Genomic DNA, 25,497 nt, shown 5'->3' with positions numbered 1-25,497 from the left:
CTAGCGGCGCGCGGTGTTGGACAGCCGTCCGATGCCCTCGATCTCAACCTCGTAGCGCTGCCCTGCCTCGATTGTGCCGACGCCGGCCGGGGTGCCGGTCATGATGATGTCGCCGGGCAGCAGGGTGAAGGCCTGGGAGACATAGGCGACGAGCTCCTTGACACTCCAGATCATCTGGGCCGTGTTGCCGTCCTGCTTCAGTTCTCCGTCGAGCCAGCCCTTGACCGCCAGGTCTTCGGTGTCCAGCTCGGTTTCGATCCAAGGTCCGATCGGTGCCGAGCCGTCGAAGCCCTTGGCGCGGGCCCATTGGTTGTCCGTGCGCTGGGCATCGCGGGCGGTCAGGTCATTGCCGCAGGTGTAGCCGAAGATGACTTCGTGGACCCGCTCGGCCGGGACGTCCTTGCAGATGCGGCCGATGACCACGCACAGCTCCGCCTCGTACGACACCTCTTCGGAGAACTCCGGCAGCACCATCGGCTCGTTCGGACCGATGACGGAGGTATTGGGCTTCAGGAACATCAGCGGCGCGGCCGGGGTTTCGTTGCCCATTTCCTTGATGTGCTCGGCGTAGTTGCGGCCGATGCCGACCACCTTGCTGCGGGGAATGATGGGGGCCAGCAGCCGCACGTCCTCCAGCTTGTGGCGGGCGCCGGTGAGCTGGATACCGGAGAAGAACGGGTCACCGGCGATAACCGCGACCTCTTCATTTCCTTCGTCACCTTCGACGATGCCGAAAGCTGGGTCAGAGTCAAGTACAAATCGGGCGATACGCATGGGAACTACCCTATCGGCTCGGGCGCTGGTTTCCGGAGCGCAGGTAATCCAGCTGTGCCGCGACGGACGCTTCGGCGGCCCCGCGCACGGACGGATCGACGTCGTTGTAGACATGGTCGGTGACGGCGTCGACGCCGGCCTGCTCGCCGAGCTCTTTCAGAGCGGCGCGGATCTGGTCCAGCCGCAGCTGGCGGTGCTCCGCGTATTCGCGGCAGATGGCTGAAAGATTAGGCAGGAGGGGGCCGTGGGCCGGCAGGACTTTCGCCGGCCCGAGCGCGGCCAGTTTCTCCAGCGATTCCAGATACGGCCCCAGCCGCCCGTCCGGGTAGGCGATGATGGTTGTCCCCCGGCCCAAAATGGTGTCGCCGGTGAGCACGGAGCCATCCGGCCCGTCGTTGGGAAGGTGGAAGGACACGGAGTCCGCCGTGTGTCCGGGAGTCGCCAGGACCGAGATGTCCACGCCGGCGGCGCGGATGGTTTCGCCGTCGGTGAGCGGGTCGCCGCCGTGGCACTGGGCCCGGTCCAAGGCACGCACGGGTGCTCCCGTCAGCGCGTGGAACCGGGCACTGGCCTCGGTGTGGTCGGTGTGGTGGTGCGTAATCAGCACCAGCTCGACTTTGCCGGCTGCGGCCAGTTCCTGCAGGTGCGTCTCCTCCAGCGGCCCCGGATCCACGACGACGACGCCGGGCTCGCCGGGAGCGCTGATCAGGTAGGACTGGGTCCCCTCCAGGCTCATCGGCCCCGGATTCGGCGCCAGCCGGTAGCGGGTGAGCGTGCTGCTGCGGACCAGGTTCGGATTCGATGCTGCGTTCACGTCCCTATCCTTGCATCCCGGGCACACGAACCGGGATTTCTGGCGGGGTCAAGGAACGAGGAGCGACGACGGCGGTGACCGGCTCTCCCAAGCCAGGCACCGCCGTCGGACTTATGATGTCGCCTACGTGCCGGCCAGGGTTACTCGCTGCGGGTGTTCTGCTCGGCGAGCGAATCCCAGAAGGAGGTGTCGGCGTCGTCGATGGAGCGGTCCGAAATGGCCCGGACAGCGGCGTCGAGCGTGGTGACGGTTTGCTTGATCAGGTAGCCGTTGGATTTCTGTCCCAGTACATAGTCCTCGTAGAAGTGGTCGCTCATGCCGCGCATCTCGAACAGCAGCGTCGAGATGCCGTATTCGACGGCGATGCCGTTGCGGCTGATCGTTTCGGCGGTCCCTCCGACGTACTTGCCCAAGTGGCCCCAGCCCGTGGAGTCGACGGCGTTAAAGACGACGGCGCCGAGCTTCTTCGAGCCTTCCAGCACATCCGCTTCCACGTTCTCCGTGGTCGGGTACAGGATGGAGCCGGAGACGAGCTGGCCGTCCCGTTCGCTTTGGGCGCCCTGGTGGTGCAGGTCGATCATGTAGTCGATGTTGTACTTGCCCAGGACATTGTCATGCAGTGCCTGGGTTTCCGGCTGGATCCTGGTGATGTGGTCCCGGTTGATGTCCGCTTCATTGGCGTTGTAACGGGTCAAGTGCCGGTCACCGGCGGCAACGTAATCGTCCAGCGGAAAGTTGACGTCCCCCATGGCACCGTCCGCGTTGAGCATCGGCACAATCAGGACGTTGACCCCGTCCAGCACGCCCTTGGTCTTGCCCGTGCCCAGGTGCTTGATGAATTCCAGGGCGCCTTCCGTGGTCAGCTGCTCGTTGCCATGCTGCTGCGTAAGGAAGAGGACCGTGGGGTTCTCCGGATTGCTGATGTACTTCGCCAGGAAGATGTCGCGGCCCTTGACGGTCTGGCCGATGACGTCAACGTCCAGCCGCGGCTGTTTGGCGTCCTGCACCTTGAGCTCAGCCGCCAGTTCCTCATAGGTATGGAGAATCGAGGTGTTGACGGTTTCGTTGCCGCCGTAGTTGGGGCCTTCGCCGGCTACGGCGGCGGGTGCCGTGACGGCGGTCAGGGCGAGGGCTCCGGCAAGGGCTGCTGCGGCAAGTGGTTTTCTCATGGACGAGGTTCCTCCTGGTGCGATGTGCGGGTGATCTTTGCAAGCTATCCGCCCAAGCGCGGCGGCGATAGGTTAAACGATCAAATCCACACTCCAGACTCCAAACTTTCCTTCCAGGGGCCTACGTACCAACGGCAAAAGGCCCCGTCCGCGTTGTGCGAACAGGGCCCTTGGTAACCTGATCCGGTCTGGCTGTGCCTAGGCCAGGCGGGTCAGCCAGCCGTGGGTGTCCTCCACGGCGCCGGTCTGAATGCCCAGCAGCTGCTTGCGGATGGACATCGACACTTCACCGGCGTTGCTGCCCGGAGAGCCGATGGAGCCGTCCTTGGTCTTCAGTTCCCCGATGGGCGTGATGACTGCCGCCGTACCGCAGGCGAAAGCCTCCGTGATGTCGCCGGAAGCGACCCCATCACGCCATTCGTCAATGGTGATCTTGCGTTCCTGCACGTCGAGGCCGCGGTCCTTGGCCAGCTGGATGATCGAAGAGCGCGTGACGCCGTGCAGGATGTTCCCGTTGAGCTCGGGCGTGACCAGCGTGCCGTCCTTGAACACGAAGAAAATGTTCATTCCGCCGAGTTCTTCCACGGCATTGTCATTGAACGGGTCCAGGAACAGTACCTGCTTGCAGCCGTGCGCCTCGGCTTCCATCTGTGGGGCCAGCGAGGCTGCATAGTTGCCGCCGCATTTGGCTTCCCCGGTACCGCCGCGGCCGGCCCGGGCATACTGTTCGGACAGCCAGATAGACACCGGCTTCAGCTCGCCGCCGAAGTAGTTGCCGACCGGCGAGGCGATGACGCGGAAGGAAACTTCCCGCGCCGGCCGCACGCCGAGGAACGCCTCGGTGGCGATCATGAACGGGCGCAGGTATAGCGCTTCGCCGTCGCCGTTGGGCACCCAGTCCTTGTCCACCTCCACCAGTTGCCGCAGGGACTCCAGGAACGTCTCCTCCGGAATCTCCGGCAGCGCCAGTCGGCGGGCGGAGCGGTTCATCCTTTTCGCGTTGGCCTCGGGGCGGAAGGTCCAGATCGAACCGTCCGCGTGCTTGTAGGCCTTCATCCCCTCGAAGACTTCCTGGCCGTAGTGGAGCACGGCTGCGGAGGGATCCAGGGCGATGGGACCGTAAGGCTCGATCCGCGCGCCGGACCAGCCGCCGTTCCCTTCTGCGTCGACTTTGTAATCGACGACGGCCGTGTGGTCCGTGAAGTAGTTGCCGAAACCCGGGTCGGCCAGAATGGCAGCACGTTCTTCGGCGCTCTTCGGATGGTCCGAGAGCTGCTGGGTGAATTCCAGCGTTTGGGTCATGGTTCCTCCACGGTCTTAGGGCACGACGTTGTGATTCGAGTTAAGGGCTGCTAACTAGCCTACTGCCAAAAGTGAGGCAATAGCATCGCCGATCTCCGACGTCGTACGCGGTTCGGTACCGCGGCCGGCAATGTCCTTCTCCACCGCATCCTGCACCCGGGCGGCGGCAGCGTCCAGGCCCAGGTGCTCCAGCAGCAGGGCCACGGACAGGATGGCGGCGGTCGGATCGGCCTTCTGCTGGCCGGCAATGTCCGGGGCGGAGCCGTGGACCGGTTCGAACATGGACGGGGCGGTGCGGTCCATGTTGATGTTGCCCGAGGCGGCCAGGCCGATGCCGCCGGTGATGGCGGCGGCCAGGTCGGTGATGATGTCGCCGAAGAGGTTGTCCGTGACGATGACGTCGAAGCGGGCCGGGTCGGTGACCATGAAGATGGTGGCCGCATCGATGTGCAGGTAGTCGACGGCGACCTCGGGGAATTCGCGACCCACTGCCTCTACCTGGCGGCGCCACAGATGGCCGGCATGGACGAGCACATTGTGCTTGTGGACCAGCGTCAGCTTCTTGCGGCGGGCCGACGCGCGGCGGAAGGCATCGCGGACCACGCGCTCCACGCCGTGTGCGGTGTTGACCGAGACCTCGGTAGCGATCTCGTGCGGCGTGCCCACGCGAAGCGCGCCGCCATTGCCAACGTACGGGCCTTCGGTGCCTTCACGCACGACGACGAAATCCACCTCGCCGGGGTTGGCCAGCGGGCTGGGCACGCCGGGGAAGAGCTTGGACGGGCGCAGGTTGACGAAGTGGTCCAAGCTGAAGCGCAGCTTAAGCAGCATCTCGCGTTCGATGATGCCGGAGGGAATGCGGGTGTCCCCCGGGGCGGCACCGACGGCACCGAACAGAATGGCGTCGTGGCTGCGCAGTTTGTCCAGCGTGTCTTCGGGCAGGGTCTCACCCGTGGCCAGCCAGTGCTCGGCACCGAGCTTGTACTCCGTCAGCTCAAAGGTAGCGTCTTCGTTGGCGGTCGCCGCCTTGAGAACCTTGACTCCTTCGGCCACCACCTCCGGACCGATCCCGTCTCCGGGGATGATTGCCAGTGAAAATGCCTGTGACTCTGCTGCGTTCATGCCTCCAGTCTAGGGAATAATCCCACATCTTGAGCAAGCCATCTCACTTTGTGAACACTGCAAATCAGACCTGGGCATGACGCGGGCAGCCCCGGCCGCGGCATAGAGTTTTGAATCATGCGCGTGCACCACAGGATCTACAACTGGTTCCAGGAGAATCCCGGCAAAGTAGATCTCATCATTATGCTGTCGGCCTTCGCCGTCTCCGCCCTGCCTTACGTTGCCGCCGCGGACCTGCCGGCTTTTGCACTTTCGGCGCTGCTGATCATCCCGCTGGCATGGCGGCGCACGTATCCGTGGCAGTCCGGCGCGGCGATGGCCGTGGCGGCACTGCTCAATGTTGCCTTCCTGTCCGTGCCCGTCCCCGCGCAGACCCTGGTGCTGGTCATGGTGTTTTCACTGGCTGCCTATGCCCCGCGCTGGGCCAGCCTGGGCGGTCTGGTACTGGCCCTGCTCGGCGGCGCCATGTTCGTTGTCCGCTTCTCGTTCATTCCCAACGGCCCTTCCGGCAGCATCCCCGCCTTCCTCATCACGCTGGTGGCGATCGACGCCGTGGTGCTGGTTTCCTGGACCCTGGGCGACCTGGTGCGCAACCGCCGGCTGACCGTGCAGGCGCTGCAGGACCGGGCGCACCGGCTGGAGATCGAGCGGCAGCAGGAACGCGACCTGGCCGCCGCGGATGAGCGCAGCCACATCGCCCGCGAGATGCATGACATCGTGGCGCACTCGCTCTCGGTCATCATCACGCAGGCCGACGGCGCCCGGTATGCGAGCGCGCAGGATCCGGCGGTGGCGACCGAGACGCTGGGCACTATCGCGGAAACCGGGCGCGCCTCGCTGCGGGACATGCGCCGTCTGCTCGGTGTGCTGCGCGGCGACGACGTCGCTTCCGTCCGGCCGCTCCCTACGCTGGCGGACGTGGAGACGCTGGTGGATACGGTCCGCCGTTCCGGCCTGGAAGTTGCGCTGGAACGTACAGGCGAGCCGCGGCGTGCGATGCCAAGCGGCGCGGAACTCACCGGCTACCGCGTGGTGCAAGAGGGCCTGACCAATGTCCTCAAACATGCCGGGCCGGACGCCTCGGCACAGGTGCTGCTTGAATGGACCAGCCGTGGCCTGCAGATCCGGATTGACGACGACGGCCGCGGCGCCGGTGCGTATCCTGCCACCGCGGGCAGCGGGCAGGGCATCATCGGCATGGCCGAACGCCTGTCGCTCTACGATGGGACGGTGGAAGCCGCCCCGAAGCCCGGCGGCGGATTCCGCGTCCACGCATTCATTCCCTACACGGAGGCCTAAAGAGTGAGCTTTCCAGCTGCCGAAGCCGAAACCCGCCGCGCCGGCCAGGAACCGATCCGCGTGGCCCTCGTCGATGACCAGCAGCTGGTCCGCGGCGGCTTCAAAATGCTGATCAATTCCCAGCCCGACCTTGAGGTGGTGGCCGAAGCCGGCAATGGACAGGAAGCGGTGAACGCACTCGCGGTGGTTCGTGCCGACGTCGTTCTGATGGACGTGCGGATGCCGGGCATGGACGGCATCGAGGCGACCGGCAAACTGCTGGCGCGGGCATCCCTGAACGGTGGACCGGAGGGGCAGGATCTGAAGGTCGTGGTGCTCACCACCTTCGACCTGGATGAGTACGCGCTGTCGGCGATCCAGGCCGGGGCCAGCGGTTTCCTGCTCAAGGACGCGCCGCCGGAGGAGCTCCTCGAGGCCATCCGGACCGTATACCGGGGCGACGCCGTGATCGCGCCGTCTACCACCCGCCGGCTGCTGGACCATGTGGCCCCGCTGCTGCGCGCGCCGAGTCCCGAGGTGAGCCGCCATGCCGCCGCGGTGGACACGCTTACCGCCCGCGAGCGCGAGGTGTTCACGCTGATTGCCCAGGGGCTGTCCAACCCGGAGATCGCTACAACCCTGTTCCTCTCCGAGGCCACGGTGAAGACGCACGTGGGGCATATCCTGGCCAAGCTTAATGCCAGGGACAGGGTGCAGGCCGTGGTCATCGCCTACGAAACCGGGATTGTCACACCCTGACTTCTCAACCCTGGGTATGAGACGGGGCTGCAGAACACCAGACCGGGGGCCGATCCGCCGGGCGTCCTTGGTTCGTAACGTTGGAGTATGAAAACCAGCACTGAGCAATCACTCGCGTCCGCGGCCCCGAACGGCTCCGGGAATTCCACCGCCGCGGCAGCCACGCAGGCCCTCAACAAGACCTACGGCACGGGAGATACCCGCGTCCACGCGTTGAAGAATGTCGATGTGGCGTTCCAGAGCGGCAAGTTCACGGCCATCATGGGTCCCTCCGGCTCCGGGAAGTCCACCCTGATGCACTGCCTGGCCGGTCTGGACACCGCCGATTCGGGAAAGATCTGGATCGGCGGCACCGAGATCACCGCCCTGAACGACAACCAGCTGACCAAGCTGCGCCGCGAGCGCGTGGGCTTCGTCTTCCAGGCCTTCAATCTGGTCTCCACCCTGACGGCCGAACAGAACATCACGCTGCCGATCGCGCTGGCCGGTGGCACCGTGGACAAGGATTGGTTCCGGTACGTGACCTCCACCCTGGGGCTGGCGGAGCGGCTGACGCACCGACCGCACGAGCTCTCCGGCGGGCAGCAGCAGCGCGTCGCGGTGGCCCGGGCGTTGCTCACCCGGCCGGATGTGATCTTCGGCGACGAACCCACCGGCAACCTCGACTCCAAGGTCGGTGCCGAAGTGCTCTCGCTACTGCGCCGCTCCGCCACGGAGATGGGCCAAAGCATCATCATGGTTACCCACGATCCCGTGGCCGCCTCCTATGCCGACCGCGTGGTCCTGATGAACGACGGCGCGCTGGTAGGCGAGCTCGAGCGCCCGGACACCGAGCACATCCTGGCCGCACTGGCGAAGCTGGGGGCCTGAGCCGTGCTGCAGGTAGCACTCGCACAGGTGAAGCAGCATGCGCGCCGGTTCATCGCCGTCGCACTGGCCGTGGTGATGGCGGTCGGCTTCCTCACGGCCACGCTGATGGTCAACGCCTCCACCGAAGCCTCGCTGGGCAACAGCGTCGGCGCCGGTTTCCGGAACGCGGACCTGGTGGTCAGCGCCGGTCCGGAAAAGCCGCTGGATGAACAGGCAGCCGAAGCCGTGGCGGACGCTGACGGCGTAGCAGAGGTTTTTGTCCAGCAGCAGACCCACATCGCCTTCGGCACGGCTGGTGAGGCCGGCTACGGCGCGCTGCAGAACACTGCGCCGTCGGCCGGTCTGGACAACCTGGAACTGATAGAAGGTACGCTGCCCGGCAGTGGCGAAGTGGCGGTGGACGATGCCACCGCCGAGCGCCTCGCCCTGACCGTCGGCAGCGAGCTCGAGCTCGCGCCGGGCGCCGGGATGGCGGCCGCCGAGGACGTAGCCGCCGGCGGCGTCCCCGCCACCGTCTCCGCCATCGTGAAGGCGTCGAAGGACCCGCTGATGATGGGCCAGCCGCAGTTCTTCGGCACAAGCGGACTCATCACTGCGCTCGCCAGCGAGCAAGCTCCGGTCCAGGTACACAGCATCCAGCTGGATCTGGCCGCCGGCACCGCCGTTGCCGCAGCCAAGCACGACGTCGCCGCCGCCCTGGCCGGCGCCGGCTTCGCGGACCCGACCGTGAACACCGCGGCCGAGCAGACCAAGGAAGTCGTGGCCAGCTTCACCGGGGGAACGGACCAGCTGACCATAGTGCTGCTGGCGTTCGCCTTGGTGGCGGTCCTGGTGTCCGCCCTCGTAGTCGCCAACACCTTCTCCGTGCTGATCGCGCAGCGCACCCGGGAGCTGGCGCTGCTGCGCTGCATCGGTGCCGACCGCGGGCAGATCCGCCGCTCGGTGCTGGTGGAGGCCTTGCTGGTGGGCGTTGTGGCCTCTGTCATCGGCGTGCTCGGAGCCGTGGGCCTGATGGCCGGCATCATTGCCGTGCTACAGGGCCGTCCGGACACCGAGTTCGCTGCCCTGGCTGTCCCGCCGCTCGCCGTTGCGGTCGGCCTGGTCACCGGAATGGTGATGACGGTCCTCGCCGCGCTCGCCCCGGCCCGCGCCGCAACAGCCGTCGCACCGCTGGCGGCATTGCGCCCGGCCGAGGATGTGCGTGTGGGCAACCGGAAAGGCAAGATCAGGCTCGGGTTCGGCATCGCGCTCGTGGTGGGTGGCGCCGTCGTACTTGGCTTGGGCGCACTCAGCGCCAACCTGCTCATCGCCCTGCCCGGCGGCGCCATCTCCTTCATCGGGCTGCTGATGTGCGCCACGCTCTTTGTGCCGCCGCTGGTCACCGCCGTCGGTGCCTTGGCCAAGCCGCTGGGCGTGCCCGGCAAGCTGGCCGCCGTCAACGCGGTGCGCAACCCCGGCCGCACCTCAGCCACCGCCACCGCACTGCTGATCGGCGTGACGCTGGTGGTCATGATGATGACCGGCGCGCAGACGGCCCGCACGGCGTTCGAATCCGAGCTCAGCGCGCAGTACCCGGTGGACATCAGCATCGGTGACCTCGCCGAAGACGGCGGGCCGCTCGATGAGGCAGCCGCGCAAACCGCCCTGACGTACGACGGCGTGGCTGCCGCCGGCTTGGTCACGACCGGCGGCTACGCCACGGTGAACGGACAACGGACGGGCGTCTACCAGCTGGAACCGGCACAGCGGGAGCTGCTGCAGGACCAGTCCCTGCCGCTGGACGCCGATACCGTGCTGCTGGCCGAAGGCTCGGGCCTGGACACGCTTACCGTCACCGGCAGCAGCGGCACCAAGGAGCTGCAGGTGGTGGAGGCCAGCAGTTATTCCTTCCCGCCGCTGATGTCCTCCGCCGTGGCCGAAGAGATCGGCGTGCCCGCCCCCGCTGCCTCCGACAGCGAGGAGTACTATTCGTCCCTGCCGCAGCTGTGGCTGTCCGTGGACCGGGATCTCGACGCCACGGCGCTGATGGAACTGCGCAGTGGACTGGCCGCCGGGCTGAACGTGCAGGACTACCAGATCTCCGGGGCGGCCATTGAGCGGGCGGCGTTCAACCAGATCATCGACGTGCTGCTGCTGGTGGTCACCGGGCTGCTGGCCGTGGCGGTGCTGATCGCGCTGGTGGGCGTGGCGAACACGCTCTCGCTCTCGGTGCTGGAACGGACGCAGGAGTCATCGCTGCTGCGGGCGCTGGGCCTGACCCGGAACCAGCTGCGCGGCATGCTTGCCCTGGAGGCGGTCCTGATCGCGGGCGTGGCGGCGTTGATCGGGTCCGGGCTGGGCATCCTGTACGGCTGGCTCGGCGCACAGTCCGCGCTGGGCACGTTCACCGCCGTCGTGCCGGACGTGCCGTGGCTGCAGCTGGCCGCTGTGCTGGCGGTCGCCGTGGTGGCCGGATTGCTGGCCTCCGTTATGCCGGCCCGCCGCGCGGCACGGCTCTCCCCCGTCGAGGGGCTGGCCACCGTCTGACATGCCCGGCACGGCAGCATCGTGGCGGCGCTTCCCTCAACGGAAGCGCCGCCATATCCTTGTCCGGCTGGTTCTCCGGCGGGAAAGCCCGCTCCGGTTCACCGGTCACCGCTGACCCCGCGACACGGCAGTAGCAGCGTGCTACGTTGACTGTGAAGTCTCTGACCGTAGGCACCACGCTTGGACGGGAGTTCAACGATGAGCAGCACCACCGAAACCCATGAGCAACCGGAACTCAAACGGGCCATAGGTCCGAAGCTCCTGCTGCTGTTCATCGTCGGGGACATCCTCGGGACGGGCGTTTATGCGCTGACCGGGCGGATTGCCGGCGAGGTAGGCGGCGCCGCGTGGGCGCCGATCCTACTGGCCTTCGTCGTTGCCACCATCACGGCTTTTTCCTATCTGGAACTCGTCACCAAGTATCCGCAGGCCGCCGGCGCGGCCCTCTACACGCACAAAGCCTTCGGTATCCATTTCCTGACCTTCCTGGTCACTTTCGCGGTCCTCAGTTCCGGCATAACGTCTGCTTCCACCGCATCCAAGTTCCTGGCGGAGAACTTCATTGTGGGGTTCAACCTTGACTGGGACCAGGGCGGGGTCACGTGGGTCGCGGTGATCTTCATGGTCGTGCTGGCGCTGATCAACCTGCGCGGCGTCGCCGAGAGCATCAAGTTCAATGTGGTCCTGACCCTGGTTGAGTTCACCGGCCTGATGATCGTGATCTTCATCGGGTTCTGGGCCATGTCCCAGGGCAACGTGGACTTCAGCCGGGTGCTGATCTTCGAAACGTCGGCGGACAAGGGCGCTTTCCTGTCCATCACGGCGGCCACGTCGCTCGCCTTCTTCTCGATGGTGGGGTTCGAGGACTCGGTCAACATGGCGGAGGAAACCAAGGATCCGGTCAAGATTTTCCCCAAGGTCATGCTGACGGGCCTGGGCATCACCGTCCTGATCTACATCCTGGTATCCATCGCCGCAGTGGCGATTGTCCCCATCGGTGTCCTCTCCGAAAGCACCACGCCGCTGCTCGAAGTGGTGCAGGCCGGGGCGCCGGGCCTGCCGGTGGACGTCATTTACCCGTTCCTGTCCATGTTCGCGGTGGCCAACACCGCGCTGATCAACATGTTGATGGCCAGCCGCCTGCTCTACGGCATGGCCAAACAGGACGTGCTGCCGCGTTCGCTGGGCAAAGTGCTGCCGAACCGCCGCTCGCCGTGGGCCTCCATCATTTTCACCACGCTGATCGCCATGGGGCTGATCATCACGGTCACCAATTTCATGGGCACCGACACGGTGAGCGCGCTGGGCGGCACCACGGCACTGCTGCTGTTGTGCGTCTTCACCGTGGTGAACGTCGCCGTCCTCGTCCTGCGCCGGCGGCCGATCGACCGGGAACACTTTCGCGCACCGAAGATTCTCCCGTACCTGGGCGTCCTGACCTGCGGGTTCCTGGTGGGGCCGTGGGCGCAGGATCCCGTCGAATACCAGATCGCCGGCGTGATGATCGGCGTAGGCATCGTGCTGTGGCTGCTGACCTGGCTTTGGAACCGGGGTGTGCGCGCGAAGAAGACCCGCATCAGGCACCCCGAGGACCTGGCCGGCTAAGGCCTTCCACCACCGGGTCCACGACAACCCGATCAGGATCTGCAAAAATAGCAAGCATGCTGATGACCGACGATCGGGAGGATCACACGATGGACCAGGACCACAGGCAGCCCGGCCGCATGGACAATGACGAGTTCGCCGCTTATCTGGACGATCATCTGCTGGGCGCGCAGGCCGGAATCAGGCTCTTCGGCTCGGCGCGGGAGTCCTGGGCCGGAACGGAGTTCGAGGCGGATCTCCAGCGCGTGCGCAACGAGGTCATCGCCGAGCGCCGCGAGGTCAAGGAACTGATGGGACAGTTCGGCTACCGGCGGAGCACCTTCAAGAAAGTCGCGGCCGCGGGCGGCGCCGTGGTGGGCAAGATCAATCCGCTCAATCCGCTGCGCAATGGTGGCGGCGCCGGGGCGCAGCTGGAACTGGAAACGCTCCAGTCCGCGCTCCGCGGCAAGGAATGCCTGTGGCGGACCCTGATCGTGCTGGCCGAAGCTGAGCCACGGCTCGATGCCCAGCGTTTCCGGGAGCTGCTGGACCAGACCCACCGCCAGCTGGACACGATGGCCCGCATCATGGAGCAGACGGCCAAGGACCGCTTCCTGGCCAGGCCGGAAGCTACCTAGGCAGCCGTTATCCGGCCGGCTCTTCGTACTTCGGGAAGATCGGCGTGGGCGCCGGCAGATCCGTACCCGGCACCAAAGCCTTGGCGATGGCAGCCAAGTCGCGGGCGCCGTCGTCGTTCTGCCCCAGTACTTCGAGCAGCTTGGCGGCCGAACCGGGCATCACCGGCTGGACCAGGATGGAGACGATCCGCACCACTTCCAGCGTGACGTAGAGCACGGTGTTCATCCGCTCCACGTCGGTCTTGCGCAGCACCCAGGGGGCCTGCTCGGCGAAGTAGGCGTTGGTGTCCCCGAGCACGGTCCAGATCGCCTCGAGCGATGCGTGGAAATCCTGCACCTCGTAGGCCGCGCGGGACTTCTCCAGCAGCCGCTCGGCCTGGGCCAGCAGTTCATGGTCTTCGGCGGCGAGCGTGCCGGGCTGCGGGACCTTGCCCTCGCAGTTCTTGGCCACCATGGACAGGGAGCGCTGGGCCAGGTTGCCCAGGTTGTTCGCCAGATCCGCGTTCATCCGGCCGACGATGGCCTCGTGGCTGTAGGAGCCGTCCGCGCCGAACGGCACTTCGCGCAGCAGGAAGAAGCGCATCTGGTCCAGGCCGTACTGCTCCACCCAGTCCGACGGCGCAATCACGTTGCCCAGCGACTTGGACATCTTCACGCCCTGGTTGTACAGGTGGCCGTGGATCATCACGCGCTTGGGCAGTTCCAGCCCGGCGGACATCAGGAAAGCCGGCCAGTAGATGGCGTGGAAGCGGGAGATGTCCTTGCCGATCACGTGCACGTCGGCCGGCCACCACTTGCGGAACGCGTCCGCCTCGGTGTCCGGGAAGCCGACGCCGGTGAGGTAGTTGGTCAGTGCGTCCACCCACACGTACATCACGTGCTTGGGGTTGCCCGGCACCGGAATACCCCAGTCGAAGGTGGTGCGGGAAATGGACAGGTCCATCAGGCCGTGCTTGACGAAGCTGATGACCTCGTTGAAGCGGGTCCGCGGGGCGGCGAATTCCGGCTGGTCTTCGTAAAGTTTGAGCAGCTTGTCCTGGTAAGCCGACAGGCGGAAGAAGTAGGACTCTTCTTCGGTCCAGGTGACTTCGGTGTCGGTCTGGATCGAGTAGCGCTTGCCGTCCTCGCGGACCTCGGTCTCGTCTTCGCCGTAGTAGGCCTCGTCGCGGACGGAGTACCAGCCCTCGTACTTGTCGAGGTAGATGTCCCCGGCTTCTTCCATACGCTTCCAGATGGCCTGCGCGGCGGCGTAGTGGTCTCCGTCAGTGGTGCGGATAAAGCGGTCGTAGCTGATGCCCAGGCCGTCCTGGGTAGCCTGGAAGACGTCCGAGTTGCGCTTGGCCAGGGCCAGCGGGGTAATGCCTTCCTTCTCCGCGGTGTGCAGCATCTTCTGCCCGTGCTCGTCCGTCCCGGTCAGGAAGCAGACGTCGTAGCCGTCCAGCCGCTTGAACCGCGCCATGGCATCCGTGGCAATGAACTCGTAGGCATGTCCGATGTGGGGCACGCCGTTGGGGTACGAAATAGCCGTGGTGATGTAGTACGGGGGCTTATCAGCAGAAGAGGTCACCTATAGAAATTACCGCGTGTGCTCGGCGCTTGTCGAAAGCGGCCGGCCGCCGCCGTCTTCGTGACAACGACGGCGGCACCCGGCTCCTCCGGTTGAAGCGCCTTCGGCGGTGGTTGGCCGCCTCAGTACATGTGGGTGCGGCTGTCCGCCACCTTGATCAGTTCCTCGTCGTGGGACGCCACCAGGACCGCAATCCCGTCCTTGGTGGTGTCCTTGAGGATGCCGATGATCTGGTTGGCATGCTCGCGGTCCAGGCTGGCCGTCGGCTCATCCACCACGAGCACCCGTGTACCCAGGATCAGCGCGCGCGCAATCGCCACCCGCTGCCGCTCGCCGCCGGACAGCTGCGCCGGGTAGTGCCGCATCCGGCGTCCCAGCCCCACCAGGTCCAGCAGGTCCTTGGCCATCTCGGTTTTCGCTTCAACCTGCTTGTCCGGCACTGCGGGCAGCAGCACGTTTTCCAGCGCGCTCATCCCATCGATCAGCGCCCCGCCCTGGTCCACGTACCCGATGAGGGCGCGGCGGCGGTCGGAGATTTCGTCGTCGTCCATCTCATCGAGCGAATCGCCCTGCCAGAACACCTCTCCCGAGGTCGGCAGCGTCAGGCCAGCCGCCACGGTCAGGATGCTGGTCTTGCCCGAGCCGCTTCGTCCGGCCAGGCAGTGCATGCTTCCCGCCTCGAGGCCAAGGTCGAAGTCCTCCGCGACCACCAGCGGCTCGCCGCCGCCACCGTCATAGCGGATGGTGATGCCACGCAGCTCCAGCGGCATCGCATGGTCCGCGGTACGCCCGATCTTCTCGGCGCGCGTCTGCGGTTGTTCAATCATTTCCGTGTCCTTGTCATCAGGATGAACCAGAGAATCACTGCCAGCACACCGGCGGCCACCGCACGCAGCGCGGCATGCGGCGCCACGGCCAGGGAAACGCCGACGGCGCCGAGGACGGCCAGCGGCAGGGCCATCACCGCCAGCAGCCCCGTTTCGCTGCGCCGCAGCGAGAGCAGCAGCGTGGGGGTCCAGCCCATCGCCTCGAGAATGTCCCACTGCTCGCGTTTGCGGGCCAGGTCGAAACGGCCGGTCATCAGCGTCAGCACCAGTGCCGTCACCACCCCGAGCACCGCCAGCGCGATGTTCACGCCGCCGGTCTCGCTGAGCGCCAGCGAGCCGAGCGCCGTGCTGCCGGCCGCACGCGGAAGGTCAAGGATAACCGCCGCCAGCGCGCCCGCCGCCGCACCGAGCACACCCACGCCCACAACAACAGCTCCGGCGTTGAACCGGTTGGTGTTCACCTGCCGCAGCGCGAATTTCAGCGGCGTATCGACCATGGGCGCGGTGCCCGACGACGACGGCGCATCCCCGGCCGGCGGCACCGGCTTCAGCAAGGCGGCGGAGATGAAGGATGCCGCCACATAGACCAGGAGTACGACGCCGGAAACCACCAGCGTGGTCAGCGTCCGGCTGAAGGCGTTGACCACTACCGCCACGGCCAGCAGCGCCGCGGCGCCGACGAGCAGTTCGGCCAGGAACCACGAACGAATCCTGGGCCGTGTCCAGCCCATGGCGCGCAGGGTCACCGCTTCGGTACGGCGCGAACGGGTGAACGCAACGGTGCTCGCTGCGGTCAGCAGCGCGGCCCCGCCCAGGGTCAGGAAGAGCAGTGCCGAGCTGGCCTGGCCCAGTGAGCTCTGGACGGCCGAGGCAGCGCCTTGGCGGACCCAGGATTGGCTGACCGTGCCCAGGTCGGAAACCGTTCCGTCAGCTTCCTGGTGGTACTCGGGGACATAGATGGAAACGTCCTCGCGGGCGGAACCGGCAACAACCTGGACATCCAGGCCCAGGTCACCGATGGCGGCCGCGACGGCATCGATGTTCGGTGCGGCGTCGGCCCAGCTGCCGCCGGCATCCACCCGTACGCGCACGGCGTCAATGACCGGATCGGTGTCCGAAGTTCCGCGGACGGCGGCCAGCCCGTTGAAGTCCGTGATGGCACCGGCGGACTGTACCGCCAGTCCCGCACCGCTGAGGCCCGGCTTGAGCTCGGCGTCGTCGACGGCGTTGCCTTCGGCGTCTTCGGTCAGCGTCACCGGCGCCGGGTCGTAGCCGCCCAGCGGCAGGTAGTTCACATCGCCGGCAGCATTGCGCACGGCATTGGCGTCGAAGGTGCCGTAGACAAAGGGAAGGGGTGCGGCGGCGTCGGCCGGATCGTCCAGGCTGGTCCGGTAGGACTGCTCGTTGACCGGCTCGCGCTGGCTCTGGTCCGGCTCCAGCTGCCACTGCAGCGTCTTTTCCGGCAGCTCGTTCACGGTGACCCAGCCCTGCGGGGTCACCGTCTGCTCCACGCTGCCGTCGGGGTTGGCTTCGCCGGCCACGTACTCGGGGGTTGAGAGGAAGTCGGTGGTCCATTCGGCCGGCTGGTGCAGACCCGCGACCACCTGGACCCCGCCGGAACCCAGCAGGTAGTTGTAGTCCTCGCCACCGGGCCAGCGCAGCTGGAAGGGCTTGGAGGAGGCAAACGGGAGGTACTCCTCCCCCAGCTCCTTGCTGACGGTACCCACCTGCGCAACGGTATTGCCGGCGTCGTCAATCTCTTCGATGTCAACGGAGTACGTCAGATCAAGATCGGTGCCGGAGCGGACCACCAGCGGGATCACCTTCGAATCCTCGGTCAGTGTTCCCGCTTCCACCGCAGCCCGGTACTGCGTCAGGAAGGGACTCCAGAACCTGAACGGGTGCCCATCGATTTCGGCAGAGTCGGTGCCTCCAGCGAAGAGACCCGGCGTCATCTGCTGCGAAAACTTATCCCCCAGTTCCATGGCGCTGCGGCCTGACGGCGCTGGGGCCTTGGCCAGGGGCGCGAGGAAGCCGCCGGCCTCGCCCAGCAGTGCCTGCTCGGCGGCGGGGTCAACGGCTACAACGGTCTCGGTGATCTGGGGCAGCATCGGCAAGGCAACGGTGAGGTCGAAATCGCCGTGGGCACTGCCGCCGGCGGGGTCCGGGAACTTGATGCCCGTCTCCCCCTCCGGGGCCACGGTGCGCAGGCTGCTGCCGCCCGGAACCTTCAGTTCCTCCAGCTTGGCCTGGCCCAGTGAGCCTTCCGCCGCGGTTTCGAACAGGACAGTGTCGCTGACGCCGTTGGAGGTGACGGCCTTGGCCGTGATCCGGTAGTTCTTTGGTTCCTCGCTGAGCACGGAATCCGGCTCAGGCCATTCCTCGGCCGGCACCGCGTCGGTAATGTTCTGCTGTTCGAGGTAGCCTTCGATGTTTTCGTTGTAGCCCACGTAGTCCGTGGCCTTCAGCTGGGGAAACTCGATGTCCTGGACAACCTTGGAGACCAGGCTGATCGGCGCGGCGACACCAACATCGGCGAGGCCGCGGATCTGCCCGAGCTGTTCCTGGGTGATGCCGCCGGTACCGGATACGTAGTCCGGCTGTTTCAGCGTGTCCGCGTCCGGGCCCTTGCCTTCGGGGAGTACCAGGATGTCGTAGAGTCCCCGGGAGTTGGTATCCACTACTTGGCCCAGGGATGACTGGGCACGGTCCTGGATGAACACCGATAGCAACATGGCCGCGACCAGGACCACTACCGTGACTACGAGCGAGCGGCTACGCAAGAATCGTGCTGCTGCGTTCAACTGTATTCCCCCACATAAGGACTTGACGGTACGAAAAGAGAGGAGATATGCGCAAAGGCCCGTTGAGCTGATGCGAAAGCCAACTGCTCAACGGGCCTGCACTACGGCTGGATCAGTCTTGCAGGTCGACTGCCCGGGCCAGGGTTGCGCCGATGGTCTGGCGCAGTTCCTCCAGCAGGTCCTGCGGCACTGAGCTGTCCACAGCCAGCAGTGCCAGGGCCTGCTTTTTTTCTTCGTTGCGGGATACTTGCATGCCGGCGATGTTGATGTCGTGAGTGCCCAGCAGCTGGCCGAGCGTGCCGATGACACCGGGACGGTCTTCGTAGGTGAAGACCAGCAGGTGCTCGCTGATCGGGATTTCAACTTCGTAGCCGTTGACGCACACGAGTTTCTGGATCTGCTTCGGGCCGGTCAGCGTGCCGGCAACGGAGATCTGGCTTCCATCGGAGAGCGCACCGCGGACGGTCAGGACGTTGCGGTATTCCTCGGATTCAGTGGTCGTGATCAAGCGGGTGTTGATGCCGCGCTGTTCGGCCAGCACCGGCGCGTTGACATAGGAGACCTGTTCCGAAACGACGTCCTGGAAGACACCCTTCAGCGCGGCCAGTTCCAGGGCCTTGACATCCAGCTCGGCGATTTCGCCGGCCACCTCGACGTCGATCTGGGTGACCGAGTCATGCGTCAGCGCAGTGAAGATGCGGCCGATCTTCTCGATCAGCGGGATGCCCGGGCGGACCTCGGGAGCAATGACGCCGCCGGCAACGTTGACCGCGTCGGGGACGAGCTCACCGGCGAGGGCCAGGCGCACGGACTTGGCCACGGAGACGCCTGCCTTTTCCTGTGCCTCCTCCGTGGACGCGCCCAGGTGCGGCGTGACCACAACGTTGTCGAGGGCGAAGAACGGCAGGTCCGTGCTGGGCTCCTTGACGAAGACGTCAATGGCGGCGCCGGCGATCTTGCCTTCCTTCAAGGCCGTGTACAGCTCGTCCTCGTCGATCAGACCGCCGCGGGCGACGTTGACGATGTAGGCGGAAGGCTTCATCTTCTCGAAAGCCTCGGCGCCGATCATGCCGATGGTTTCGGGCGTCTTGGGCATGTGGATGGAGATGAAGTCGGACTGTTCAAGCAGTTCGTCCAGGCTCACCAGCTGGACGCCGAGCTGGGCGGCACGTGCGCTCGTGACGTACGGGTCGTAAGCGAGAATCTGGGTTTCGAACGCTTGGAGACGCGCAGCGATCAGGGCACCGATCCGGCCCAGGCCGATGATACCGACCTTCTTTTCGTAGAGCTCGGCACCGGTGTACTTCGAGCGCTTCCACTCACCGTTCTTGAGGGCAGCATTGGCGGCCGGAATGTGGCGTGCCAGCGAGAGGATGTGCCCGACGGTCAGTTCCGCCGCGGAAACAATGTTCGACGTCGGCGCGTTGACCACCATGACGCCCGCCTGCGTCGCCGCCTTGATGTCCACGTTGTCCAGGCCGACGCCAGCACGGGCGATGACCTTCAGGTTCTTGGCCGCAGCGATGGCTTCCTCATCCACTTTGGTGGCGGAACGGACCAGGATGGCGTCAACATCGGCAATCGCGGCGAGCAGCTGGGAGCGGTCCGCCCCGTCTGTCTGGCGGATCTCGAAGTCGGGACCCAGTGCCTCGACGGTGGCTGGCGACAGTTCTTCGGCAAGGAGAACTACAGGTTTTTCCACAGGGGTGTTCCTTCGCTGCGTTGCATGGTGGGGTGAGTACAGTCTACGACCGACAAGGGGGCCGGACGCGCATTGTTAAGGATACCAATGTGCGTCCGGCCCCGATGCCGGTTAATTCAGGTTTGCGAGCGGCGCGGAACGTCGCGTGCGTTCCTTAGCGGGCTACAGAGCCCTCGGTGTAGTCATCGTTGGTCTTGATCCACGAGAACAGCTTGCGCAGTTCGCGGCCGGTAGCCTCGATCGGGTGGTCTTCGCCCTTCTTGCGCAGTGCGGCGAATTCCGGCGCGCCGGCATCCTGGTCGTCGATGAAGCGCTTGGCGAAGGCACCGGACTGGATGTCGGCCAGCACGGCCTTCATGTTTTCCTTCACGTGCTCGTCGATGACGCGCGGCCCGGAAACGTAGTCGCCGTACTCGGCGGTGTCCGAAACGGACCAGCGCTGCTTGGCGATGCCGCCTTCAACCATCAGGTCAACGATGAGCTTGAGCTCGTGCAGCACCTCAAAGTACGCAACCTCCGGCTTGTAGCCGGCCTCGGTCAGGGTTTCGAAGCCGTACTGGATCAGCTGCGAAGCACCGCCGCAGAGGACAGCCTGCTCGCCGAACAGGTCGGTCTCGGTCTCTTCGGTGAAGGTGGTTTCGATGACGCCCGCACGGGTGCCGCCGATGGCCTTCGCGTAGGACAGTGCCAGTTCCTTGGCCTTGCCGGAGGCGTTCTGCTCCACGGCGATCAGGTCCGGCACGCCGCGGCCCGCTTCGAATTCGCGGCGGACAATGTGGCCCGGGCCCTTGGGGGCAACGAGGGCAACATCGACGTCGGCCGGCGGCTTGATGTAGCCGTAGCGGATGTTGAAGCCGTGGCCGAAGAACAGGGCATCGCCGGACTGCAGGTTCGGTGCGATGTCCTCGGCGTAGACGTGGCGCTGGACCTGGTCCGGGGTCAGCACCATGATCAGATCGGCTTCGGCAACTGCCTCGGCAACGCCGAGCACGCGCAGGCCCTCGGCCTCCGCCTTCTCGCGGGACTTGGAACCTTCCTTGAGTCCAACGCGGACGTCCACGCCCGAGTCGCGCAGGCTCAGCGCGTGGGCGTGGCCCTGGCTGCCGTAACCGATGACGGCCACGGTGCGCCCCTGGATGATCGAGAGGTCGGCGTCGTCGTCGTAGTAGAGCTCAGTCACTTGTATTTCTCCTGTTTGAGGTTTCTTGATAAGGGTCTAGGCGGAACGCAGGGCGCGGTCGCTCATGGACCGCGAGCCGCGGCCGATGGCCAGCGTCCCTGATTGAACAATTTCGCGGATGCCAAACGGCTCAAGCACCGACAGCAGTGCGTTGAGCTTTTCGGCCGTGCCAGTGGCTTCCAGGACCAACGAGTCGGTAGACACGTCGACCACGGAAGCGCGGAATAGATCTGCTGCCTGGGTTACTTGCAGCCGAGTCGCGGCATCCGCACGAACCTTGACCAAGATGTGGTCGCGTTGCACGGAGGATTCGGGAACCAGCTCGACAATCTTGATGACATTGATGAGCTTGTTCAGTTGCTTGGTGACCTGCTCCAGCAGATCACCTTCGGCTTCAACCACCACGGTAATGCGGGAGAACCCGGACGTTTCCGTGGGGCCTACGGCCAAAGAATGGATGTTGAACGCCCGACGGGCAAAGAGGCTGGCGACACGGGTGAGGACACCCGGAACGTCTTCAACCAGCACTGAAAGGGTATGGCGTGCCATTGACTAGTCCTCTTCTTCCCATTCCGGGGTCATGTCGCGGGCGATCTGGATCAGGTCGTTGCTGACGCCCGAGGGCACCATCGGCCAGACCATGGAGTTGGGGCTGACGACGAAGTCGATCACCACCGGACGGTCGTTGATTTCCAGCGCCTGCTTGATGGTCGCGTCGATGTCCTCGGCGCGTTCGCAGCGCAGTCCGACACAGCCGTAGGCATCGGCCATCTTGACGAAGTCCGGGATCCGGACCGTCTCGTGGCCGGTGTGCAGGTCAGTGTTGGAGTAGCGGCCGTCGTAGAACAGCGTCTGCCACTGCCGGACCATGCCGAGCGAGGAGTTGTTGATGACAGCAACCTTGATCGGGATGTTGTTCAGTGCGCAGGTGGCCAGCTCCTGGTTGGTCATCTGGAAGCAGCCGTCGCCGTCGATCGACCAGACCACCCGGTCCGGGTTGCCGACCTTGGCGCCCATGGCGGCAGGCACGGAGTAGCCCATGGTGCCCAGGCCGCCGGAGTTCAGCCAGGCCTGCGGCCGCTCGTACTTGATGAACTGGGCGCTCCACATCTGGTGCTGGCCCACGCCGGCAACGTACACGCCCTCCGGACCGGTGAGTTCGCCGATGCGCTCGATGACCTGCTGGGGCGCCATCAGGCCGTCGTCGGGCTGGGTGAAGCCCAGCGGGTAGGTGTTCTTGAGCCGGTTCAGCTGGGTCCACCACTCGGTCAGATCCGGGGCACCATCGGCGGCAAACCGTTCCCGGCAGGCCTGGGCGAGCTCCGGAATGATCTCCTTGACCGAACCGACGATCGGCACATCGGCGGTGCGGTTCTTCGAGATTTCGGCCGGGTCGATGTCCGCGTGGATGACCTTGGCGTCCGGTGCGAAGGTGCTCAGGACACCGGTCACCCGGTCATCGAACCGGGCGCCCAGGGTGATGAGCAGGTCCGACTGCTGCAGCGCCGTGACGGCGGAGACCGCGCCGTGCATGCCCGGCATGCCGACGTGCTGCGGGTGGGAATCGGGGAACACGCCGCGGGCCATCAGCGTGGTGGCCACCGGTGCACCGACCAGTTCCGCCAGTTCGAGCAGCTCCGGGGACGCATTGCCCTTGAGCACGCCGCCGCCGACGTAGAAGACGGGACGTTCCGCGGCGGCAATCAGCTTGGCTGCCTCGCGGACCTGCTTGGAATGTCCACGGACCACCGTGCGGTAGCCGGGAATGTCGATCTTCGGCGGCCAGGAGAACGTCATCTTGGCCTGCTGGGCATCCTTGGGGATGTCCACCAGGACTGGGCCGGGACGGCCGGTGGTGGCGATGTGGAATGCCTCGGCCAGCACCCGCGGAATGTCTTCCGGGTTCGTGACCAGGTAGGAGTGCTTGGTGATCGGCATGGTGATGCCGACAATGTCCGCTTCTTGGAAGGCATCCGAGCCGATAACGCTGGTGGCTACCTGGCCGGTAATTGCCACCATCGGGACGGAGTCCATGTGCGCGTCCGCGATGGCCGTCACCAGGTTCGTGGCGCCGGGGCCGGAGGTGGCGATGCAGACGCCTGCCTTGCCGGTGACCATGGCATAGCCTTGGGCGGCATGGCCTGCTCCCTGTTCATGGCGGACCAGGATGTGGTTAATCTTGGTCGAGTCCATGAGCGGGTCGTAGGTGGGGAGGATGGCCCCGCCCGGCAACCCGAAGACGTCATCGACGCCCAGTTCTTCCAGTGAACGGACAACGGCTTGTGAGCCGGTCATTTCTGTGGGCGGCACGATGTTGTTGGGCCCCTGAACGGGGTTGACCGCATCCACGATGGAAGAGACAGAAGCAGCATCTTTGTTCTTGACAGCGTCGCCGGCCGCGGCCGGCGCTTTTTGGGCCATCAGCGAGGGGCTGATTGGCGATCCCTTACTCATCGGATTTCCTTTGCGGATCTTCTGTAATTTCGGATGTGCCTGCCGGCTCCCTATGTCGGGAGAGCCGGCTCTGTTCTCTTCTGCAAATAAAAAAACCCCGTCGAGCCGGTTGGCTCCGATGGGGTTTCGCGCGTGACGTGGTCTTACCAGCCGGGGCTTACGCCACGCGCTTGATAAGGACGACCACGGATACGTTCTGCATGACTTCAGTGTTCTACCACACAGATATCAGTGTCAACCGGAGACAACGTTGTCTCATTATACGGACATTGCTGTCCAGTTAGTGGACTCTAACCCGGTCCACCAGAAGGCGGACGACGGCGGGTGGTTACCCGCCGCCGTCGTCCTTTGGTTAGCCGCAGTAAGCCCCGGTGGAGGCCGAGTGCACAAGCTTCGCGTACTTGGCCAGCACGCCGGTAGTGAACTTGGCCGGCAGCGGCTCCCAGCCGATCTTGCGGCCTTCGAGCTCGGCCTCGTCGACCAGCAGGTCGAAGCTGCGGGCGGCAATGTCCACGCGGATCCGGTCGCCGTCCTTGACAAACGCGATCGGACCGCCGTCCACCGCTTCCGGCGCCACGTGGCCGATGCACAGGCCGGTGGTGCCGCCGGAGAAACGGCCGTCGGTCAGCAGGAGGACGTCCTTGCCCAGGCCGGCACCCTTGATGGCGCCGGTGATGGCCAGCATTTCGCGCATGCCCGGACCGCCCTTGGGGCCCTCGTAGCGGATAACGACGACGTCGCCCGCCTTGATTTCGCCGCGGTCCAGCGCTTCGAGCGCACCCTGCTCGCGTTCGAAGACGCGGGCGTTGCCTTCAAAGACGTCGGCATCGAAGCCGGCGCTCTTGACGACGGCGCCTTCGGGAGCCAGCGAGCCGTGCAGCACCGTGATGCCGCCGGTCTTGTGGATCGGGTTGTCCAGCGCGCGCAGGATCTTGCCGTCCAGGTCCGGCGGATTGATCTCCGCGAGGTTCTCCGCAACGGTCTTGCCCGTCACGGTCAGGCAGTCGCCGTGCAGCAGGCCGGCGTCCAGCAGGGCCTTCATGATGACCGGCACGCCGCCCATCTTGTCCACGTCGAACATGACGTAGCGGCCGAACGGCTTCAAGTCGCCCAGGTGCGGGATCTTGTCGCCGATGCGGTTGAAGTCCTCGAGCGTCAGGTCCACCTGCGCTTCGCGGGCGATCGCCAGCAGGTGCAGCACGGCGTTGGTGGAGCCGCCGAAAGCCATGGTGACGGCAATGGCGTTCTCGAAGGCCTTCTTGGTCATGATGTCGCGCGCGGTGATGCCCAGGCGCAGCAGGTTGACCACGGCCTCGCCGGACTGCCGGGCGAACATGTCGCGGCGGCGGTCGGCCGAGGGCGGGGCGGCGGAGCCCGGCAGAGACATGCCGAGGGCTTCGCCGATGCAAGCCATGGTGTTGGCCGTGTACATGCCGCCGCAGGCGCCTTCGCCAGGGCAGATCGCCCGCTCGATTGCGTCCAGGTCCTTCAGGCTCATCTTGCCTGCAGCGCAGGCGCCGACGGCCTCGAAGGCGTCGATCAGCGTGACTTCCTTCTCTGAGCCGTCCTCCAGCTTGGCGAAGCCGGGCATGATCGAGCCCGCGTAGAGGAAGACGCTGGCGAGGTCCAGGCGCGCGGCAGCCATGAGCATGCCCGGCAGGGACTTGTCGCAGCCGGCCAGCAGCACCGAGCCGTCGATCCGTTCGGCCTGCATCACCGTCTCCACCGAGTCGGCGATGACCTCGCGGGAGACCAGCGAGAAGTGCATTCCCTCATGCCCCATCGAAATGCCGTCCGAAACGGAGATGGTGCCGAACTGCATCGGGAACCCGCCGCCGGAGTGGACGCCTTCCTTGGCGCCCTGGGCCAGCCGGTTCAGCGACAGGTTGCAGGGGGTGATTTCGTTCCAGGAACTGGCGACGCCGATCTGCGGCTTGGCAAAATCGTCATCCCCCATTCCCACTGCTCGGAACATTCCGCGTGCCGGTGCTGCGTGAATGCCGTCGGTGACTACCCGGCTACGGGGCTTGATATCAGGAGTTACGTCCGCGCTCATGACTTCGATTCTATGGCCAGCCCCGCTGCGCTCATGACCATGTGACACGCAGGCGCAACACAATGGAGCGG

General features: G+C 65.6%; 19 protein-coding genes. 6 read left to right on the top strand and 13 right to left on the bottom strand.

The features are described 5' to 3' along the window. The 5 genes from AC5RWO_RS17135 to AC5RWO_RS17115 all read right to left on the bottom strand — a co-directional run bounded on the left by AC5RWO_RS17135 (window position 1) and on the right by AC5RWO_RS17115 (window position 5,181). A complete protein-coding gene (locus tag AC5RWO_RS17135) occupies window positions 1-774 on the bottom strand; it encodes a fumarylacetoacetate hydrolase family protein (protein ID WP_498732729.1) in 774 nt (257 codons plus the stop codon). Between the two features lie 10 nt (window positions 775-784). Beyond that, window positions 785-1,588 (bottom strand): MBL fold metallo-hydrolase, encoded by an 804-nt coding sequence (locus tag AC5RWO_RS17130; protein ID WP_498732728.1) that lies wholly within the window; start codon window positions 1,586-1,588, stop codon window positions 785-787. 140 nt (window positions 1,589-1,728) lie between these two features. Continuing rightward, entirely contained in the window at window positions 1,729-2,757 is a 1,029-nt protein-coding gene (locus tag AC5RWO_RS17125; protein ID WP_498732727.1) for a M14 family zinc carboxypeptidase, read from the bottom strand. A 198-nt stretch (window positions 2,758-2,955) separates the two neighbouring features. Continuing rightward, window positions 2,956-4,059, bottom strand: coding sequence for a branched-chain amino acid aminotransferase (locus AC5RWO_RS17120; protein WP_498732726.1), 1,104 nt, complete (start codon window positions 4,057-4,059; stop codon window positions 2,956-2,958). 54 nt (window positions 4,060-4,113) lie between these two features. Next, window positions 4,114-5,181 (bottom strand): 3-isopropylmalate dehydrogenase, encoded by a 1,068-nt coding sequence (locus tag AC5RWO_RS17115; RefSeq protein ID WP_498732725.1) that lies wholly within the window; start codon window positions 5,179-5,181, stop codon window positions 4,114-4,116. Window positions 5,182-5,298: 117 nt separating this feature from the next. Here AC5RWO_RS17115 and AC5RWO_RS17110 point away from each other — a divergent pair, with 117 nt between their 5' ends. From AC5RWO_RS17110 to AC5RWO_RS17085, 6 genes are all read left to right on the top strand, one after another. After that, window positions 5,299-6,480, top strand: coding sequence for a sensor histidine kinase (locus tag AC5RWO_RS17110; protein ID WP_498732724.1), 1,182 nt, complete (start codon window positions 5,299-5,301; stop codon window positions 6,478-6,480). Window positions 6,481-6,540: 60 nt separating this feature from the next. Next, on the top strand, window positions 6,541-7,218 hold the full coding sequence (locus tag AC5RWO_RS17105; RefSeq protein ID WP_498732763.1) for a response regulator: 678 nt from the start codon (window positions 6,541-6,543) through the stop codon (window positions 7,216-7,218). Between the two features lie 87 nt (window positions 7,219-7,305). After that, entirely contained in the window at window positions 7,306-8,088 is a 783-nt protein-coding gene (locus AC5RWO_RS17100) for an ABC transporter ATP-binding protein (RefSeq protein WP_498732723.1), read from the top strand. A 27-nt stretch (window positions 8,089-8,115) separates the two neighbouring features. After that, window positions 8,116-10,614, top strand: coding sequence for an ABC transporter permease (locus tag AC5RWO_RS17095; RefSeq protein ID WP_498732722.1), 2,499 nt, complete (start codon window positions 8,116-8,118; stop codon window positions 10,612-10,614). 198 nt (window positions 10,615-10,812) lie between these two features. Continuing rightward, window positions 10,813-12,219 carry an APC family permease gene (locus AC5RWO_RS17090; RefSeq protein ID WP_498732721.1) on the top strand — a complete coding sequence of 469 codons (1,407 nt, stop codon included), beginning with the start codon at window positions 10,813-10,815 and terminating at the stop codon, window positions 12,217-12,219. A 62-nt stretch (window positions 12,220-12,281) separates the two neighbouring features. After that, window positions 12,282-12,836, top strand: a complete 555-nt coding sequence (locus AC5RWO_RS17085) for a hypothetical protein (protein ID WP_498732720.1) — start codon at window positions 12,282-12,284, stop codon at window positions 12,834-12,836. 7 nt (window positions 12,837-12,843) lie between these two features. On the opposite strand, the gene metG is transcribed toward AC5RWO_RS17085, so the two are convergent. From metG to ilvD, 8 genes are all read right to left on the bottom strand, one after another. Beyond that, window positions 12,844-14,403 (bottom strand): methionine--tRNA ligase, encoded by a 1,560-nt coding sequence (metG, locus tag AC5RWO_RS17080; RefSeq protein ID WP_498732719.1) that lies wholly within the window; start codon window positions 14,401-14,403, stop codon window positions 12,844-12,846. 122 nt (window positions 14,404-14,525) lie between these two features. Continuing rightward, window positions 14,526-15,230, bottom strand: a complete 705-nt coding sequence (locus tag AC5RWO_RS17075) for an ABC transporter ATP-binding protein (protein WP_208574640.1) — start codon at window positions 15,228-15,230, stop codon at window positions 14,526-14,528. Beyond that, complete coding sequence (locus AC5RWO_RS17070; protein ID WP_498732718.1) at window positions 15,227-18,034, bottom strand: ABC transporter permease; 2,808 nt, start codon at window positions 18,032-18,034, stop codon at window positions 15,227-15,229. Before AC5RWO_RS17070 ends, AC5RWO_RS17075 begins: the two co-directional genes overlap by 4 nt. 112 nt (window positions 18,035-18,146) lie before the next feature. After that, window positions 18,147-19,736, bottom strand: a complete 1,590-nt coding sequence (serA, locus tag AC5RWO_RS17065) for a phosphoglycerate dehydrogenase (protein ID WP_498732717.1) — start codon at window positions 19,734-19,736, stop codon at window positions 18,147-18,149. Between the two features lie 154 nt (window positions 19,737-19,890). Further along, the gene (gene ilvC, locus AC5RWO_RS17060; protein WP_074701972.1) at window positions 19,891-20,916 is read right to left on the bottom strand and encodes a ketol-acid reductoisomerase; all 1,026 of its coding nucleotides are present in this window, start codon (window positions 20,914-20,916) and stop codon (window positions 19,891-19,893) included. A 36-nt stretch (window positions 20,917-20,952) separates the two neighbouring features. Next, window positions 20,953-21,465, bottom strand: coding sequence for an acetolactate synthase small subunit (ilvN, locus tag AC5RWO_RS17055; protein WP_074701971.1), 513 nt, complete (start codon window positions 21,463-21,465; stop codon window positions 20,953-20,955). A gap of 3 nt (window positions 21,466-21,468) precedes the next feature. After that, window positions 21,469-23,370, bottom strand: coding sequence for an acetolactate synthase large subunit (locus tag AC5RWO_RS17050; RefSeq protein ID WP_498732716.1), 1,902 nt, complete (start codon window positions 23,368-23,370; stop codon window positions 21,469-21,471). Between the two features lie 352 nt (window positions 23,371-23,722). Beyond that, entirely contained in the window at window positions 23,723-25,426 is a 1,704-nt protein-coding gene (gene ilvD / locus AC5RWO_RS17045) for a dihydroxy-acid dehydratase (protein WP_074701968.1), read from the bottom strand. Window positions 25,427-25,497: the final 71 nt, after the last annotated feature.

Source organism: Arthrobacter sp. B055-34 (assembly GCF_059090425.1).
This window is presented reverse-complemented; position numbering and strand designations above follow the sequence as displayed.

What these genes read in the sequence shown, in the direction of transcription:
- AC5RWO_RS17135 (WP_498732729.1), bottom strand. Translation starts at nt 774, where the DNA reads ATGCGTATCGCCCGATTTGTACTTGACTCTGACCCAGCTTTCGGCATC.
- AC5RWO_RS17125 (WP_498732727.1), bottom strand. Translation starts at nt 2,757, where the DNA reads ATGAGAAAACCACTTGCCGCAGCAGCCCTTGCCGGAGCCCTCGCCCTG.
- AC5RWO_RS17120 (WP_498732726.1), bottom strand. Translation starts at nt 4,059, where the DNA reads ATGACCCAAACGCTGGAATTCACCCAGCAGCTCTCGGACCATCCGAAG.
- AC5RWO_RS17115 (WP_498732725.1), bottom strand. Translation starts at nt 5,181, where the DNA reads ATGAACGCAGCAGAGTCACAGGCATTTTCACTGGCAATCATCCCCGGA.
- AC5RWO_RS17110 (WP_498732724.1), top strand. Translation starts at nt 5,299, where the DNA reads ATGCGCGTGCACCACAGGATCTACAACTGGTTCCAGGAGAATCCCGGC.
- AC5RWO_RS17100 (WP_498732723.1), top strand. Translation starts at nt 7,306, where the DNA reads ATGAAAACCAGCACTGAGCAATCACTCGCGTCCGCGGCCCCGAACGGC.
- AC5RWO_RS17090 (WP_498732721.1), top strand. Translation starts at nt 10,813, where the DNA reads ATGAGCAGCACCACCGAAACCCATGAGCAACCGGAACTCAAACGGGCC.
- AC5RWO_RS17085 (WP_498732720.1), top strand. Translation starts at nt 12,282, where the DNA reads ATGACCGACGATCGGGAGGATCACACGATGGACCAGGACCACAGGCAG.
- AC5RWO_RS17075 (WP_208574640.1), bottom strand. Translation starts at nt 15,230, where the DNA reads ATGATTGAACAACCGCAGACGCGCGCCGAGAAGATCGGGCGTACCGCG.
- ilvN (WP_074701971.1), bottom strand. Translation starts at nt 21,465, where the DNA reads ATGGCACGCCATACCCTTTCAGTGCTGGTTGAAGACGTTCCGGGTGTC.
- AC5RWO_RS17050 (WP_498732716.1), bottom strand. Translation starts at nt 23,370, where the DNA reads ATGAGTAAGGGATCGCCAATCAGCCCCTCGCTGATGGCCCAAAAAGCG.
- ilvD (WP_074701968.1), bottom strand. Translation starts at nt 25,426, where the DNA reads ATGAGCGCGGACGTAACTCCTGATATCAAGCCCCGTAGCCGGGTAGTC.